Origin of the sequence: Pseudomonas shirazica (genome assembly GCF_015168335.1) — a bacterium.
GTDB classification, from domain to species: Bacteria; Pseudomonadota; Gammaproteobacteria; order Pseudomonadales; family Pseudomonadaceae; genus Aquipseudomonas; species Aquipseudomonas asiatica.
On record NZ_CP063456.1, the window covers coordinates 1,371,217 to 1,385,166 of the forward strand.

The following is a 13,950-nucleotide window of genomic DNA, read 5'->3' on the forward strand; positions in this document are numbered from 1 at the left end:
GTCACTTCCTCGGGTCGAAGGCATCGCGGGCGGATTCGCCGATGAATACCAGCAGGCTCAGCATCAGCGCCAGCACGGCGAAGGCGCTGATGCCCAGCCATGGGGCCTGCAGGTTGGACTTGCCCTGGGCCACCAGTTCGCCCAGCGATGGTGCGCCCGGCGGCAGGCCGAAACCGAGGAAGTCCAGGGCGGTGAGGGTGCCGATGGCGCCGGTGAGAATGAATGGCATGAAGGTCATGGTCGAGATCATGGCGTTGGGCAGGATGTGCCGGTACATGATCGCGCCGTTGCGCATCCCCAACGCGCGAGCAGCGCGTACGTATTCCAGGTTGCGCCCGCGCAGGAACTCGGCGCGTACCACATCCACCAGGCTCATCCACGAGAACAGCAGCATGATGCCCAGCAACCACCAGAAGTTGGGTTGCACGAAACTGGCGAGGATGATCAGCAGGTACAGCACCGGCAGGCCCGACCAGACTTCCAGGAAACGTTGCCCGGCCAGGTCGACCCAGCCGCCATAGAAGCCCTGCAAGGCGCCGGCGATCACGCCGACGATGGAGCTGAGCAGGGTCAGCGTCAGGGCGAACAGCACGGAAATGCGGAAGCCGTAGATCACCCGTGCCAGCACGTCGCGGCCCTGGTCATCGGTGCCCAGCCAGTTGTCCGCCGACGGTGGGGCCGGGGCGGGTACGCGCAGGTCGTAGTTGATGCTCTGGTAGCTGAACGGGATCGGTGCCCACAGCACGAAGCTGTCTTTCTTCTCCAGCAGTTCGCGGATGTACGGGCTCTTGTAGTTGGCTTCCAGCGGGAATTCGCCGCCGAAGGTGGTTTCCGGGTAGCGCTTGAATGCAGGGAAGTACCATTCGCCGTCGTAGCGCACGGCAATCGGCTTGTCGTTGGCGATCAGTTCGGCGCCCAGGCTCAGGCCGAACAGGATCAGGAACAGCCACAGCGACCACCAGCCACGGCGGTTGGCCTTGAAGCGCTCGAAGCGCCGGCGGTTGAGGGGGGACAAGGCCATGTCAGTGCTCCCGGCTGGCGAAGTCGATGCGTGGATCGACCAGGGTGTAGGTCAGGTCGCCGATCAGTTTCACCACCAGCCCCAGCAGGGTGAAGATGAACAGGGTGCCGAAGACCACCGGGTAGTCACGGTTGATGGCCGCCTCGAAACTCATCAGGCCGAGGCCGTCGAGGCTGAAGATCACTTCGATCAGCAAGGAACCGGTGAAGAAGATGCCGATGAACGCCGAAGGGAAACCGGCAATCACCAGCAGCATGGCATTACGGAACACATGGCCGTAGAGCACCCGTGGTCGGCTCAGGCCCTTGGCCTTGGCGGTGACCACGTATTGCTTGTTGATCTCGTCGAGGAAGCTGTTCTTGGTCAGCAAGGTCATGGTGGCGAAGTTGCCGATGACCAGCGCGGTGATCGGCAGCACCAGGTGCCAGAAGTAGTCCAGCACCTTGCCGGTGGTGCTCAGCTCGTCGAAGTTGTTGGAGGTGAGGCCGCGCAGCGGGAACCAGTCGAAGTAGCTGCCGCCGGCGAACAGCACGATCAGCAGGATGGCGAACAGGAACGCCGGGATGGCATAGCCGACGATGATCGCCGAACTGGTCCACACGTCGAAATGGCTGCCGTGGCGCACGGCCTTGGCGATGCCCAGCGGGATCGACACCAGGTACATGATCAGCGTGCTCCACAGCCCCAGCGAAATTGACACAGGCATCTTCTCGATGATCAGGTCGATGACCTTGGCATCGCGGAAGAAGCTGTCGCCGAAGTCCAGCCGGGCGTAGTTCTTGATCATGATCCACAGGCGCTCGGGCGGCGACTTGTCGAAGCCGTACATGCGTTCGATCTCGGCGATCAGTGCAGGGTCCAGGCCCTGGGCTCCACGGTAGTTGGAGCCGGCCACGGACACTTCGGCACCGCCACCGGCAATGCGGCTGGTGGCGCCTTCGAAACCTTCGAGCTTGGCGATCATCTGCTCGACCGGGCCGCCGGGGGCGGCCTGGACGATGATGAAGTTGATGATCAGGATGCCGAACAGGGTCGGGATGATCAGCAGCAGGCGGCGCAGGATGTAGGCCAGCATGTTATTCGGCCTCGTCCGCAGTGGTTTCGCTGACGGCCGGGGTTACGCCGGGCTTGATCCACCAGGTGTCGATGCCGATGTCGTACTTGGGCGAGACGTCCGGGTGGCCGATGTGGTTCCAGTAGGCCACGCGCCAGGTCTTGATGTGCCAGTTGGGGATCACGTAGTAGCCCCACAGCAGCACGCGGTCGAGGGCCCGGCAGTGGTCGATCAGGCTCTGCCGCGAATCGGCATTGATCAGCTGTTCCACCAGTTGGTCGATGGCAGGGTCGCGCAAGCCGATGAAGTTGCGGCTGCCGGGGTTGTCGGCGGCGGCACTGGACCAGAACTCGCGCTGCTCGTTACCCGGCGAGTTGGACTGCGGGTAGCCACCGACGATCATGTCGTAGTCGCGCGAGCGCAGGCGGGTGATGTACTGGGACACGTCGACCCGGCGGATGTTCAGGTCGATGCCAAGGTCGGCGAGGTTGCGCTTGAACGGCAGCAGGATGCGTTCGAACTCGGTCTGTGCCAGCAGGAACTCGATGCTCACCGGCTTGCCTTGGGCGTCGACCATCTTGTCGTCGACGATTTTCCAGCCGGCTTCCTGCAGCAGCTTGTAGGCCTGGCGCTGCTGCTCGCGGATCATGCCGCTGCCGTCACTGACCGGGTTGCGGAAGGCTTCGCTGAATACCTGCTCGGGGACCTTGCCACGTAGCGGTTCGAGGATTTTCAGTTCGCTGGGGCTGGGCAGGCCGCGGGCGGCCATTTCCGAGTTTTCGAAGTAGCTGCCGGTGCGGGTGTAGGCGCCGTTGAACAGCTGCTTGTTGGTCCACTCGTAGTCCAGCAGCAGGCTCAGCGCCTGGCGCACGCGCACGTCCTGGAACACCGGTCGGCGGATGTTGAAGATGAAGCCCTGCATGCCCGTGGGGTTGCCGTTGGGCAACTCTTCCTTGATCAGGCGGCCATCGCGCACGGCGGGTACGTTGTAGGCGGTGGCCCAGTTCTTCGCGCTGACTTCCAGCGCATAGTCGAACGCACCGGCCTTGAGTGCTTCCAGGGCGACAGTGGTGTCGCGGTAGGAGTCGAAGGTCATCACGTCGAAGTTGTAGAAGCCGCGGTTGATCGGCAGGTCCTTGGCCCAGTAGTCCTTGACCCGCTCGTAGCGCACCGAGCGCCCGGCCTTGACCTCGGCAACCTTGTAAGGGCCGCTGCCAAGCGGGATTTCCAGGTTGCCGCGGTTGAACTCGCGGCTTTCGTACCAGTGCTTGGGCAGTACCGGCAGCTGGCCGAGAATCAGCGGCAGCTCGCGGTTGTTCTTGTGCTTGAAGGTGAACAGCACCGTCAGCGGGTCTTCGGCGACTACTTCAGCGACGTCGGCATAGTACTGGCGGTACAGCGGCGCGCCGTCCTTGATCAGGGCATTGAAGGTGAACACCACGTCGTCGGCGCGCATCGGGTGGCCGTCGTGGAAGCGTGCCTCGGGGCGCAGGTAGAAGCGCACCCAGCTGTTGTCCGGAGCCTTTTCGATCTTGCCGGCCACCAGGCCGTACTCGGTGAACGGCTCGTCCTGGCTCTGGCGCATCAGGGTGTCGTAGATGCTGCCGATGTTCTCGGCCGGAACGCCCTTGTTGATGAACGGGTTGAGGCTGTCGAAACCGCCGAAGCTGGACTGGCGGAAGGTGCCACCCTTGGGTGCGTCAGGGTTGACGTAGGCAAAGTGCTTGAAGTCGGCGGGGTATTTTGGGGGCTCGTCGTACAGGGTGAGCGCGTGTTGCGGTGCGGCCAGGGCGGGAAGGCTCAGGCAGGCAAGCAACAGGCTGCCGGCCAACCGGCGCAGTCGGTGCGTTGGCGTCATTGGGCTTTCTCCGAAGTCTTGATCCACCAGCTGTTCAGCCCAAGGGTGTAGGGCGGCGTGGTGACGAAGGCGAACCGGTTGCGGTAGGCCAGGCGATGATTGTCGAGGTACCAGTTGGGGATCATGTAGTACTGCCATGAGAGCACGCGGTCCAGGGCGCGGGCGGCGGCGACCTGGTCATCGCGGGTGCGGGCGGCCAGCAGGGTGTCGAGCAGATGGTCGACCACCGGGTCCTTGACCCCAGCATAGTTCTTGCTGCCCTTGGTGGTTGCCTGGCTGGAGTGGAAGTACAGCCACTGTTCGAGGCCCGGGCTCAGGGTCTGGTTCAGGGTCATCAGAATCATGTCGAAATCGAACTGGTCCAGGCGTTGTTTGTACTGGGCGCGGTCCACGGTACGCAAGCGCGCATCGATGCCGATGCTGGCCAGGTTTTCGACATAAGGTTGCAGGATGCGTTCAAGGTTGGGGTTTACCAGCAGCAGTTCCATGCGCAGCTGCTGGCCCTTGCTGTCGACCAGACGTTGGCCGTTCAGCTTCCAGCCGGCCTCGGCGAGCAGGCCGAGGGCCTGGCGCAGGGTCTGGCGGTTGATGCCACGGCCATCGGTATGGCTGACCTTGTAAGGTTCGCTGAACAGGCTGGCCGGCAACTGGTCACGAAACGGTGCCAGCAACAGCCATTCCTTGCCGGTGGGCAGGCCGGTGGCGGCGAATTCGCTGTTGGGATAGTAGCTGGTCGAGCGGCGGTAGGCGCCGCTGAACAGCGCGCGGTTGGTCCACTCGAAGTCGAGCATCAGCCCCAGCGCCTGGCGTACCCGTGGGTCGCTGAAGGTGGCCCGGCGGCTGTTCATGAACAGGCCCTGGGTTTGCGTGGGGATGCGGTGCGGGATCTGCGCCTTGATCACCTCGCCCCGGCGCACGGCCGGGAAGTTGTAGCCGTTGGCCCAGTTCTTCGCCTGGTGCTCGATATAGATGTCGAACTCGCCGGCCTTGAATGCTTCGAAGGCGACCGTGGCGTCGCGGTAGAACTCGTATTCCACGCGGTTGAAGTTGTACTTGCCACGGTTCACCGCCAGGTCCTTGCCCCAGTAGTTCTTTACCCGTTCGAACACCAACCGGCGCCCAGGCTGGACCTGGGTGATGCGGTAGGGGCCGCTGCCCAGTGGAGGCTCGAAGGTGGTGGCCTTGAAGTCACGCTTTTGCCAGTAGTGCTTGGGCAGCAACGGCATTTCGCCCAGGCGCAGGATCAGCAGCGGGTTGCCGGCGCGCTTGAACACGAAGCGGATGCGCAGCGGGCCAAGGATGTCCACCCGCTGCACTTCCTGCAGGTTGGTGCGGTAGATCGGGTGGCCATCCTTGAGCAGCGTGCGGTAAGAGAAGGCCACGTCTGCCGAGGTGATCGGCTTGCCGTCATGCCAGCGGGCCTCCGGGCGCAGGTTGAACACCACCCAGCTGCGGTCCTCGCTGTACTCCACCGAGCGGGCGATCAGGCCGTAGCTGGAGGTCGGTTCGTCGCCGGACGGGTCGTACTGGCCGGTGCCGACCATCAGCGGCTCGTTCAGCTCGCTGATGCCGTACTGCTGGAAATTGGGCGTGGTAATCGGGCTCGACCCCTTGAAGGTGTAGGGGTTGAGGGTGTCGAAGGTTCCGAAAGCCATCGCCCGCAAGGTGCCGCCCTTGGGCGCTTGCGGGTTGACCCAGTCGAAATGGGTGAATGTGGCTGGGTACTTGAGCGTGCCGAACTGCGCGTATCCGTGGCTTTCGCTCACCATCGCGGCTGCGGGAAAGCTCAAGGCCAGGCTGAGAGACAGCAGGAGGGGACGTATCAAGTCGGCATCCGATCCAGAGGCGTTGGGCTTTGATCGGGGTACAGTAACAGCTTGGTGGGGTTGGAAAAAGAGAGGTTTTGAAGGTGGGGTTGGCGGGCGTGCCTGCTTCTGTCCAATGGGAATGACGCGGTAGCTGTAGGAGCGGCCCTGTGTCGCGATCGGGCTGCGTAGCAGCCCCAGCGATATCGGCATCACCTCCAATAATCTGGGGCTGCTGCGCAGCCCGATCGCGACACAAGGCCGCTCCTACAGCCACCGCGTCAATGCGGTAGGCGGGGATCAATGCGAGAGGTAGACGGTCAGGGTCTGGCCTGGCTTCAGGGCATGGCCGCTGCGCGGGTTCCAGCGCTTGAGGTGTTTCATTTCCACGTTGAAGCGCTTGGCCACCAGGTACAGCGAATCGCCTTTGCGTACCTTGTACTGCGTGGAGCGCTGCCCGGAGGCGGCTACCCGATTGCCAGCAGCGCTCGGCGCGCTGCCGCCGCGCAGGGCCAGGACCTGGCCAGCGCGCACGTTGTTGCCGGAGAGACGGTTCCAGCGCTTGATGTCCTTGACCGAAACGCGGTTGGCCTTGGCGATGGCGCCCAGGTTGTCGCCGCGCTTGACCCGGTAGCTGCGCGCCGCCACTGGGGCCTTGGCTTCGGCCACGGCGCGGGCGAACACGGCCTTGTTCGGCTGCAGGCTGACCAGCTGCTCGGGTTTGAGGTTGGACAGGCTGTCGCTCAGCAGCTGCGCCTTGGCAGTGGGTACCAGCAGCTGCTGCGGGCCGTCCACGGTCATGCGCTTCTTGAATGCCGGGTTGAGCTGGATCAGCTCGTCCTCGTCGATGTTGGCGAAGGCCGCTACCCGTGACAGGTCCAGGCGGTCGTTGACGGCCACCGCCTCGAAGTAGGGTTCGTTGGCGATCGGGTTCAGGTTCACGCCATAGGCTTGCGGCGTGAGTACCACCTGCGACAGGGCCAACAGCTTGGGCACGTAGTCGCGGGTTTCCTGCGGCAGCGGCAGGTTCCAGTAGTCGGTGGGCAGGCCGAGCCGCTCGTTGCGCTCGATGGCTCGGCTGACCGTGCCTTCGCCGGCGTTGTAGGCAGCCAGGGCCAGCAACCAGTCGCCGTTGAACATGTCGTGCAGGCGGCTGAGGTAGTCCAGTGCGGCGTTGGTCGAGGCGGTCACGTCGCGACGGCCATCGTAGAAGTTGGTCTGGCGCAGGTTGAAGTGACGACCGGTGGACGGAATGAACTGCCACATGCCCGCGGCATGGGCGCGCGAGTAGGCCATCGGGTTGTAGGCGCTTTCGATGGCTGGCAGCAGGGCCAGCTCCAGCGGCATGTCGCGTTCTTCGAGGCGCTCGACGATGTAGTGCAGGTAGAGGCTGCCACGCTCACCGGCGCTTTCGATGAAGCTTGGATTGCTGGCGAACCACAGGCGCTGCTGCTCGATGCGCGGGTTGACGTCGATGTTGTCCTGCAGGGCGAAGCCCTGGCGCATGCGTTCCCACACGTCCTGTGGTGCCTGTTCGGCCGGCTTTACCAGCAGCGGTGAAGGCTTGTGCTTGATCCGCGCCTGGTAGTTGTGCGCGCGAACGCTATCGGATTCGTCGAGCTGACGGGTGCTCTGGCAGCCCACCAAGGTGGCGGCCAGGGCCAGCGCACTGATTTGGGCCAGGCGCGTCAGGGCGACGGAATGAGAGGTTCTGCGGCTACGTGAAGACATCGGCTGACACAGGTTTCCGGGCGAAAAATTTCGGCGATTCTAGGAACCGCTCCGGGCCTGGTCAACCTTTGACCATCGCTTGCGATATATCTTGAGGTTATCAGAAGGTGTCCTTCCAAGACCTCAAGGCAGCAAAAACAGCGACATGCGAGGGGTTTGAATGTCCCTTCCATTCGTCTGCTTTTTGTTTAACTAATGTTTCAGAGGTGCGCAGGAAGGGGTTGGTCAGGCGCTCCAGACCGATCGTTGATGGCAATGTGATGCGATTTTCGGCACGCAAACGGGTAACGTCCTCGAACCGCTGCTGAACGTGCGGGTTCTCGGGTTCCACCGCCTTGGCGAAACGCAGGTTGCTCATGGTGTATTCGTGGGCGCAGTACACCTCGGTCTGCTCTGGCAGGGCTGCCAGGCGGGCGAGGGCTGGCTGCATCTGTTCGGGAGTGCCTTCGAACATGCGCCCGCAACCGGCGGCGAACAGCGTGTCGCCACTGAACAGCACCGGCGTTGCCGGCTGGTCGCTGAACAAGGCGATATGCCCCAGCGTATGGCCGGGCACGGCCAGCACCTGGAAGGTCACGTCCAGCACGGTCACCTGGTCACCTTCGTCCAGCGCCAGGTCACGGCAGGGAATGCGCTCGTGGGCCGGGCCACAGACCCGGGCGCCGGTCAGCTGCTTGAGCCTTTCCACGCCGCCGACGTGGTCGTTGTGGTGGTGGGTGACCAGGATGTCACTCAGCACCCAGCCGGTGTTGGCCGACAGCCAGCGTTCCACTGGGCCGGCGTCACCCGGATCGACCACCGCGCAGCGGCGTTTGGCAGTATCCTGTAACAACCAGATGTAGTTGTCGGAGAAAGCGGGGAGAGCATCGATCTGTATCATGGTGCGGATCCGATTCGCCTAGCGTGGCACATGAAGGCATCTTATCCGCGATGGCGCGGTGCGAGAACCTTCGAGGGAGAGCGCAATGACCGACCAAGCCTTTGCCCAGGCCGACCCGGACTGGGTCAAGCTGATCAGCCTGGCCCGTGAGTGGTTCAACGGCCCACTCGGCCAACTGATGCTCAGGGAGGAGGAAAAACTGCTGGAAGAAGAGCTCGGGCGCTTCTTCGGGGGTTACCTTGTGCACTACGGGCCCTGCGCCGAGCCACCGCCCAGCGCGCCCCAGGTGCAGCGCAACGTGCGCCTCGGTGCACCGCTGCCGGGGGTGGAGATTGTTTGCGAGGAGCAGGCCTGGCCGCTGAGCGAGCACGCCGCCGACGTGGTGGTGCTGCAGCATGGCCTGGATTTCTGCCTTTCGCCTCACGGCCTGCTGCGCGAGGCGGCCAGCGCGGTGCGCCCTGGCGGGCACCTGCTGATCGTCGGGATCAACCCCTGGAGCAGCTGGGGCATGCGCCATTTCTTCAGCCACGGCGCCCTGCGCAAGGCCCGTTGCATCTCGCCGTCACGGGTGGGCGACTGGCTCAACCTGCTGGGCTTCGCGCTGGAGAAACGCCGCTTCGGGTGCTATCGTCCGCCGCTTGCCTCACCGGCCTGGCAGCAGCGCCTGGCGGGCTGGGAACGGGTGGCTGGCGGCTGGCAGAGTTCCGGTGGCGGGGTGTACCTGCTGGTAGCGCGCAAGATGGTGGTGGGCCTGCGGCCGTTGCGCCAGGAGCGTCGCGAGCCGATGGGCAAGCTGCTGCCGCTGCCACTTGCCAAGGTCAACCGCACGGCGGCCAACCCGGATACTGAAAAGCACTGAACATGAGTGGTACATGAGCGAAAGCGTCGAGATGTTTACCGATGGTGCCTGCAAGGGCAACCCTGGCCCTGGCGGCTGGGGCGTCCTTATGATCTACAAGGGCGTCGAGAAGGAACTGTGGGGCGGCGAACGCGAAACCACCAACAACCGCATGGAACTGATGGCCGCGATCCAGGGCTTGATGGCGCTGAAGCGCGAATGCGAAGTGGTGCTGACCACCGACTCGCAGTACGTGATGAAGGGCATCAACGAATGGATGACCAACTGGAAGAAGCGCGGCTGGAAAACCGCGGCCAAGGAGCCGGTGAAGAACGCCGACCTGTGGCAGCAGCTGGATGAGCAGGTCAACCGCCACAAGGTGACCTGGAAGTGGGTGCGCGGGCATATCGGCCACCCCGGCAACGAACGCGCCGACCAGCTGGCCAACCGTGGGGTCGATGAGGTGCGCGCCAAGCGTTGAGCTGGGGTACAATTCCGGCCTTTGTAACTGATGCAAGTTGGAGCGCCCCGCGTGGAGCAGCAGCAAGATAAACGGTTCGTCATTCTCGATACCGAAACCACGGGTATGCCGGTCAGCGAAGGCCACCGGATCATCGAGATCGGCTGTGTCGAGGTCATCGGCCGGCGCCTGACCGGGCGGCACTTCCACGTCTACCTGCAGCCAGACCGCGAGAGTGACGAGGGCGCCATCAACGTCCACGGCATCACCGATGCCTTCCTGGTCGGCAAGCCACGCTTTGGCGATGTCGCAGAGGAGTTCTTCGAGTTCATCCAGGGCGCCACGCTGGTCATCCACAACGCGGCGTTCGACGTTGGCTTCATCAACAACGAATTTGCCTTGCTGGGCCAGCAGGACCGCGCGGACATTTCGCAGCACTGCACCATCCTCGACACCCTGCTGCTGGCGCGCGCGCGCCACCCGGGGCAGCGCAACAGCCTGGATGCCCTGTGCAAACGCTACGATATCGACAACTCGGGCCGTGAGCTGCACGGCGCATTGCTCGACTCGGAATTGCTGGCTGACGTCTACCTGGCAATGACCGGTGGCCAGACCAGCCTGTCGCTGGCCGCGCATGGGGCAGAAGCCGAGGATGAAGGGTCGGGTGCTGGTGGCAGCGAGATTCGCCGTATTAGCGGGCGTGTGCCAGGGCGAGTGATCATGGCCAGTGCCGAAGAGCTGGAAGCGCATGCCGAGCGCCTGGCGGCCATTGCCAAGTCGGCGGGTGGGCCATCCATGTGGCAGGCTCTGACCGAGACACCTGCTGGCTGATCTTTCGCCTGCTCCGGCCCTTTCGCGGGTGAACCCGCTCCCACAGGTTCATCACAAGTTCCGAAGCCGGTGATGTACCTGTAGGAGCAGCCTTGTGCTGCGAAGAGGCCGTTAGGGCAACAGATCTTCTTCAGCAGAAATGGCCTCTTCGCAGCACAAGGCTGCTCCTACAGATCCTGCGCATGTCTTGAAGGCGATACCGGTCCTGATCACACAGGTTCTACTACCCTGAAATAGACGCCATGTCCTTCGGAGGTAGCCACCTGATGTACAAGGACCTCAAGTTCCCCATCCTCATCGTGCACCGCGCCATCAAGGTTGACAGCGTCGCTGGCGAGCGTGTGCGGGGCATCGCCGAGGAACTGCGCCAGGACGGCTTTGCCGTCCTCGCCGCCGCCGACCATGCCGAGGCCTGCCTGGTCGCTGCCACCCACCATGGCCTGGCCTGCATGCTGATTGCCGCCGAGGGCGTCGGCGAGAATACCCACCTGCTGCAGAACATGGCCGAGCTGATCCGCCTGGCCCGCCTGCGCGCCCCCAGCCTGCCGATTTTCGCCCTGGGCGAACAAGTAACCCTGGAAAACGCCCCCGCCGAAGCCATGAGCGAGCTCAACCAGTTGCGGGGCATCCTCTACCTGTTCGAAGACACCGTGCCGTTTCTTGCGCGCCAGGTGGCGCGTGCCGCACATATCTACCTGGACGGCCTGCTGCCGCCGTTCTTCAAGGCCCTGGTGCAGCACACCGCGCAGTCCAATTATTCCTGGCACACCCCGGGCCACGGCGGCGGCGTGGCCTATCGCAAAAGCCCAGTGGGCCAGGCCTTTCACCAGTTCTTCGGGGAAAACACCCTACGCTCGGACCTGTCCGTTTCCGTGCCGGAGCTGGGCTCGCTGCTCGATCACACCGGCCCCTTGGCCGAAGCCGAAGCCAGGGCTGCGCGCAACTTTGGCGCCGACCACACCTTTTTCGTCATCAACGGCACCTCCACGGCCAACAAGATCGTCTGGCACGCCATGGTCGGCCGCGACGACCTGGTGCTGGTGGACCGCAACTGCCACAAGTCGGTGGTGCATGCGATCATCATGACCGGTGCCATTCCCCTCTATCTGTGCCCCGAGCGCAACGAACTCGGTATCATCGGCCCGATCCCGCTCAGCGAGTTCAGCCCCGAGGCGATCCAGGCGAAGATCCAGGCCAACCCTCTTGCTCGCGATCGCGGGCAGCGCATCAAGCTGGCGGTGGTGACCAACTCCACCTACGACGGCCTGTGCTATCACGCCGGGCTGATCAAGCAGACCCTGGGCGCCAGTGTCGAGGTGCTGCACTTCGACGAGGCCTGGTTCGCCTATGCGGCATTCCACGAGTTCTTTACCGGGCGCTATGCCATGGGCACGGCCTGCGCGGCAGACAGCCCGCTGGTGTTCAGCACCCATTCCACCCACAAGCTGCTGGCCGCGTTCAGCCAGGCCTCGATGATTCATGTGCAGGACGGGGCCAGGCGCCAGCTGGACCGTGACCGCTTCAACGAAGCGTTCATGATGCACATCTCGACCTCGCCGCAGTACAGCATCCTCGCTTCGCTGGACGTGGCATCGACCATGATGGAAGGGCCGGCCGGGCGTTCGCTGCTGCAAGAAATGTTCGACGAGGCGCTGAGCTTTCGCCGTGCCCTGGCCAACCTGCGCGAGCACATCGCCGCCGACGACTGGTGGTTCAGCATCTGGCAGCCGCCGAGCGCCGAAGGCATCCACCGCCTGGCCGCGCAGGACTGGCTGCTGCAGCCGGGGGCGGAGTGGCACGGCTTTGGCGAAGTGGCGGACGACTATGTGCTGCTCGACCCGCTGAAGGTGACCCTGGTGATGCCGGGCCTGAGCGCGGGCGGTGCACTGGGCGAGCATGGCATCCCGGCGGCAGTGGTCAGCAAGTTTCTCTGGGAGCGGGGGCTGGTGGTAGAGAAAACCGGCCTGTACAGCTTCCTGGTGCTGTTCTCCATGGGCATCACCAAGGGCAAGTGGAGCACCTTGCTCACCGAGTTGCTGGAGTTCAAGCGCCACTATGACGGCAATACCGCCCTGAGCAACTGCCTGCCGAGCGTGGTGGCTGCCGATGCCTCGCGCTATCAGGGCATGGGCCTGCGCGACCTGTGCGACCAGTTGCATGGCTGCTACCGCGCCAATGCCACGGCCAAGCAACTGAAACGGTTGTTCACGCGCTTGCCGGAGGTAGCCGTGAGCCCGGCCCGGGCCTATGACCAGATGGTGCGCGGTGAGGTGGAGGCAGTGCCGATCGAGGCGCTGCTGGGGCGGGTGGCGGCAGTGATGCTGGTGCCGTACCCGCCTGGTATTCCGTTGATCATGCCGGGGGAGCGGTTTACCGAGGCGACCCGCTCGATAGTCGATTACCTGGCCTTCGCCCGGGCGTTCAACCAGGGCTTCCCAGGTTTCGTCGCCGACGTGCACGGCCTGCAGAATGAAAGCGGCCGCTACACGGTGGACTGCATCAAGGAATGCGAATGATCTCGACGCCGCTGCGCGCCAGTTCGAAGCGGTTTTCACCCAGATGGTTGACCTTGTCGCCGATGGCCAGGCGATAGGTGGTGATGGGCGCGCCCAGCGTGCTGCCGTCGGTTTGCAGGGTCGACTCCTGGAACTCGTGCACGGGGTAGATGCGGCCTTCGGCGTCACGGGCGTGGAATTGGTCGACCATTACTGCTGCCATTTGGGTGGAAACCTCTGAATTACGTGGGAAATGTCTGCAGGCATAGACCGTGTAACAGCGTCGGAAGTTTTCGCCCCGTGGAAAAAAAACCAAGGCGCCGAGGAACGGTCATCTATAACTACAACGTCCCTTTACCCAGCAGAGGTTGGAAATTGCCATGAGCCAGGTGTATTCGGTAGCGGTGGTCGTCGGTAGCTTGCGCAAGGACTCCTACAACCGCAAGGTCGCCCGCGCACTCTCGGAGCTGGCGCCGTCCAGCCTTGCCCTGAAGATCGTGGAGATTGGTGATCTGCCGTTGTACAACGAGGATATCGAGGCCGACGCGCCGGACGCGTGGAAGCGTTTTCGCGACGAGATCCGCCGCAGTGATGCGGTGTTGTTCGTTACCCCGGAGTACAACCGCTCGGTGCCTGGCGGCCTGAAGAATGCCATCGATGTAGGCTCGCGGCCCTACGGGCAAAGCGCCTGGAGTGGCAAGCCGGCGGCGGTGGCCAGTGTGTCGCCGGGGGCCATTGGTGGCTTCGGCGCCAACCATGCCGTGCGCCAGTCGCTGGTGTTTCTGGACATGCCGTGCATGCAGATGCCCGAGGCCTACATTGGCGGCGCGGCTAGCCTGTTCGAGGATTCGGGCAAGCTCAATGACAAGACCCGGCCGTTCTTGCAGGCGTTTATCGACAAGTTCGCTTCCTGGGTGAAGTTGAACAGGGCGGTTTGATTCGCGATCGTTGAATGGACGGTCTCTTTGTAGGAGCAG

12 protein-coding genes are annotated in these 13,950 nt (G+C 63.6%); 5 read left to right on the top strand and 7 right to left on the bottom strand.

Annotated elements, in window-relative coordinates:
* Position 1 precedes the first annotated feature (1 nt).
* The 6 genes from IMX18_RS06215 to gloB form a co-directional block, all read right to left on the bottom strand.
* The gene (locus IMX18_RS06215; RefSeq protein ID WP_013973404.1) at positions 2-1,021 is read right to left on the bottom strand and encodes an ABC transporter permease; all 1,020 of its coding nucleotides are present in this window, start codon (positions 1,019-1,021) and stop codon (positions 2-4) included.
* A 1-nt stretch (position 1,022) separates the two neighbouring features.
* On the bottom strand, positions 1,023-2,096 hold the full coding sequence (locus IMX18_RS06220) for a microcin C ABC transporter permease YejB (protein ID WP_009686399.1): 1,074 nt from the start codon (positions 2,094-2,096) through the stop codon (positions 1,023-1,025).
* 1 nt (position 2,097) lies between these two features.
* A complete protein-coding gene (locus IMX18_RS06225) occupies positions 2,098-3,933 on the bottom strand; it encodes an extracellular solute-binding protein (RefSeq protein WP_039613094.1) in 1,836 nt (611 codons plus the stop codon).
* Entirely contained in the window at positions 3,930-5,759 is a 1,830-nt protein-coding gene (locus IMX18_RS06230) for an extracellular solute-binding protein (protein ID WP_217190184.1), read from the bottom strand. Before IMX18_RS06230 ends, IMX18_RS06225 begins: the two co-directional genes overlap by 4 nt.
* A 279-nt stretch (positions 5,760-6,038) precedes the next feature.
* Complete coding sequence (locus IMX18_RS06235; protein ID WP_015271065.1) at positions 6,039-7,469, bottom strand: lytic transglycosylase domain-containing protein; 1,431 nt, start codon at positions 7,467-7,469, stop codon at positions 6,039-6,041.
* 100 nt (positions 7,470-7,569) lie between these two features.
* Positions 7,570-8,349 (bottom strand): hydroxyacylglutathione hydrolase, encoded by a 780-nt coding sequence (gloB, locus tag IMX18_RS06240; RefSeq protein ID WP_015271064.1) that lies wholly within the window; start codon positions 8,347-8,349, stop codon positions 7,570-7,572.
* Between the two features lie 85 nt (positions 8,350-8,434).
* On the opposite strand from gloB, the gene IMX18_RS06245 reads away from it, so the two are divergent.
* The 4 genes from IMX18_RS06245 (at position 8,435) to IMX18_RS06260 (ending at position 12,994) form a co-directional block, all read left to right on the top strand.
* On the top strand, positions 8,435-9,208 hold the full coding sequence (locus tag IMX18_RS06245) for a class I SAM-dependent methyltransferase (RefSeq protein WP_013973399.1): 774 nt from the start codon (positions 8,435-8,437) through the stop codon (positions 9,206-9,208).
* Positions 9,209-9,221: 13 nt separating this feature from the next.
* The gene (rnhA, locus tag IMX18_RS06250) at positions 9,222-9,668 is read left to right on the top strand and encodes a ribonuclease HI (RefSeq protein WP_003261021.1); all 447 of its coding nucleotides are present in this window, start codon (positions 9,222-9,224) and stop codon (positions 9,666-9,668) included.
* A gap of 51 nt (positions 9,669-9,719) precedes the next feature.
* Entirely contained in the window at positions 9,720-10,478 is a 759-nt protein-coding gene (gene dnaQ, locus IMX18_RS06255) for a DNA polymerase III subunit epsilon (RefSeq protein WP_015271063.1), read from the top strand.
* A 266-nt stretch (positions 10,479-10,744) separates the two neighbouring features.
* Positions 10,745-12,994: an Orn/Lys/Arg family decarboxylase gene (locus IMX18_RS06260; RefSeq protein ID WP_015271062.1), complete on the top strand. Its 2,250-nt coding sequence runs from the start codon at positions 10,745-10,747 to the stop codon at positions 12,992-12,994.
* Here the strand turns inward: IMX18_RS06260 and IMX18_RS06265 are convergent.
* The gene (locus tag IMX18_RS06265; RefSeq protein ID WP_015271061.1) at positions 12,978-13,196 is read right to left on the bottom strand and encodes a hypothetical protein; all 219 of its coding nucleotides are present in this window, start codon (positions 13,194-13,196) and stop codon (positions 12,978-12,980) included. The two genes, IMX18_RS06260 and IMX18_RS06265, sit on opposite strands and share 17 nt — an antisense overlap.
* 157 nt (positions 13,197-13,353) lie before the next feature.
* On the opposite strand from IMX18_RS06265, the gene chrR reads away from it, so the two are divergent.
* Positions 13,354-13,911 carry a class I chromate reductase ChrR gene (gene chrR, locus IMX18_RS06270; RefSeq protein ID WP_015271060.1) on the top strand — a complete coding sequence of 186 codons (558 nt, stop codon included), beginning with the start codon at positions 13,354-13,356 and terminating at the stop codon, positions 13,909-13,911.
* Positions 13,912-13,950: the final 39 nt, after the last annotated feature.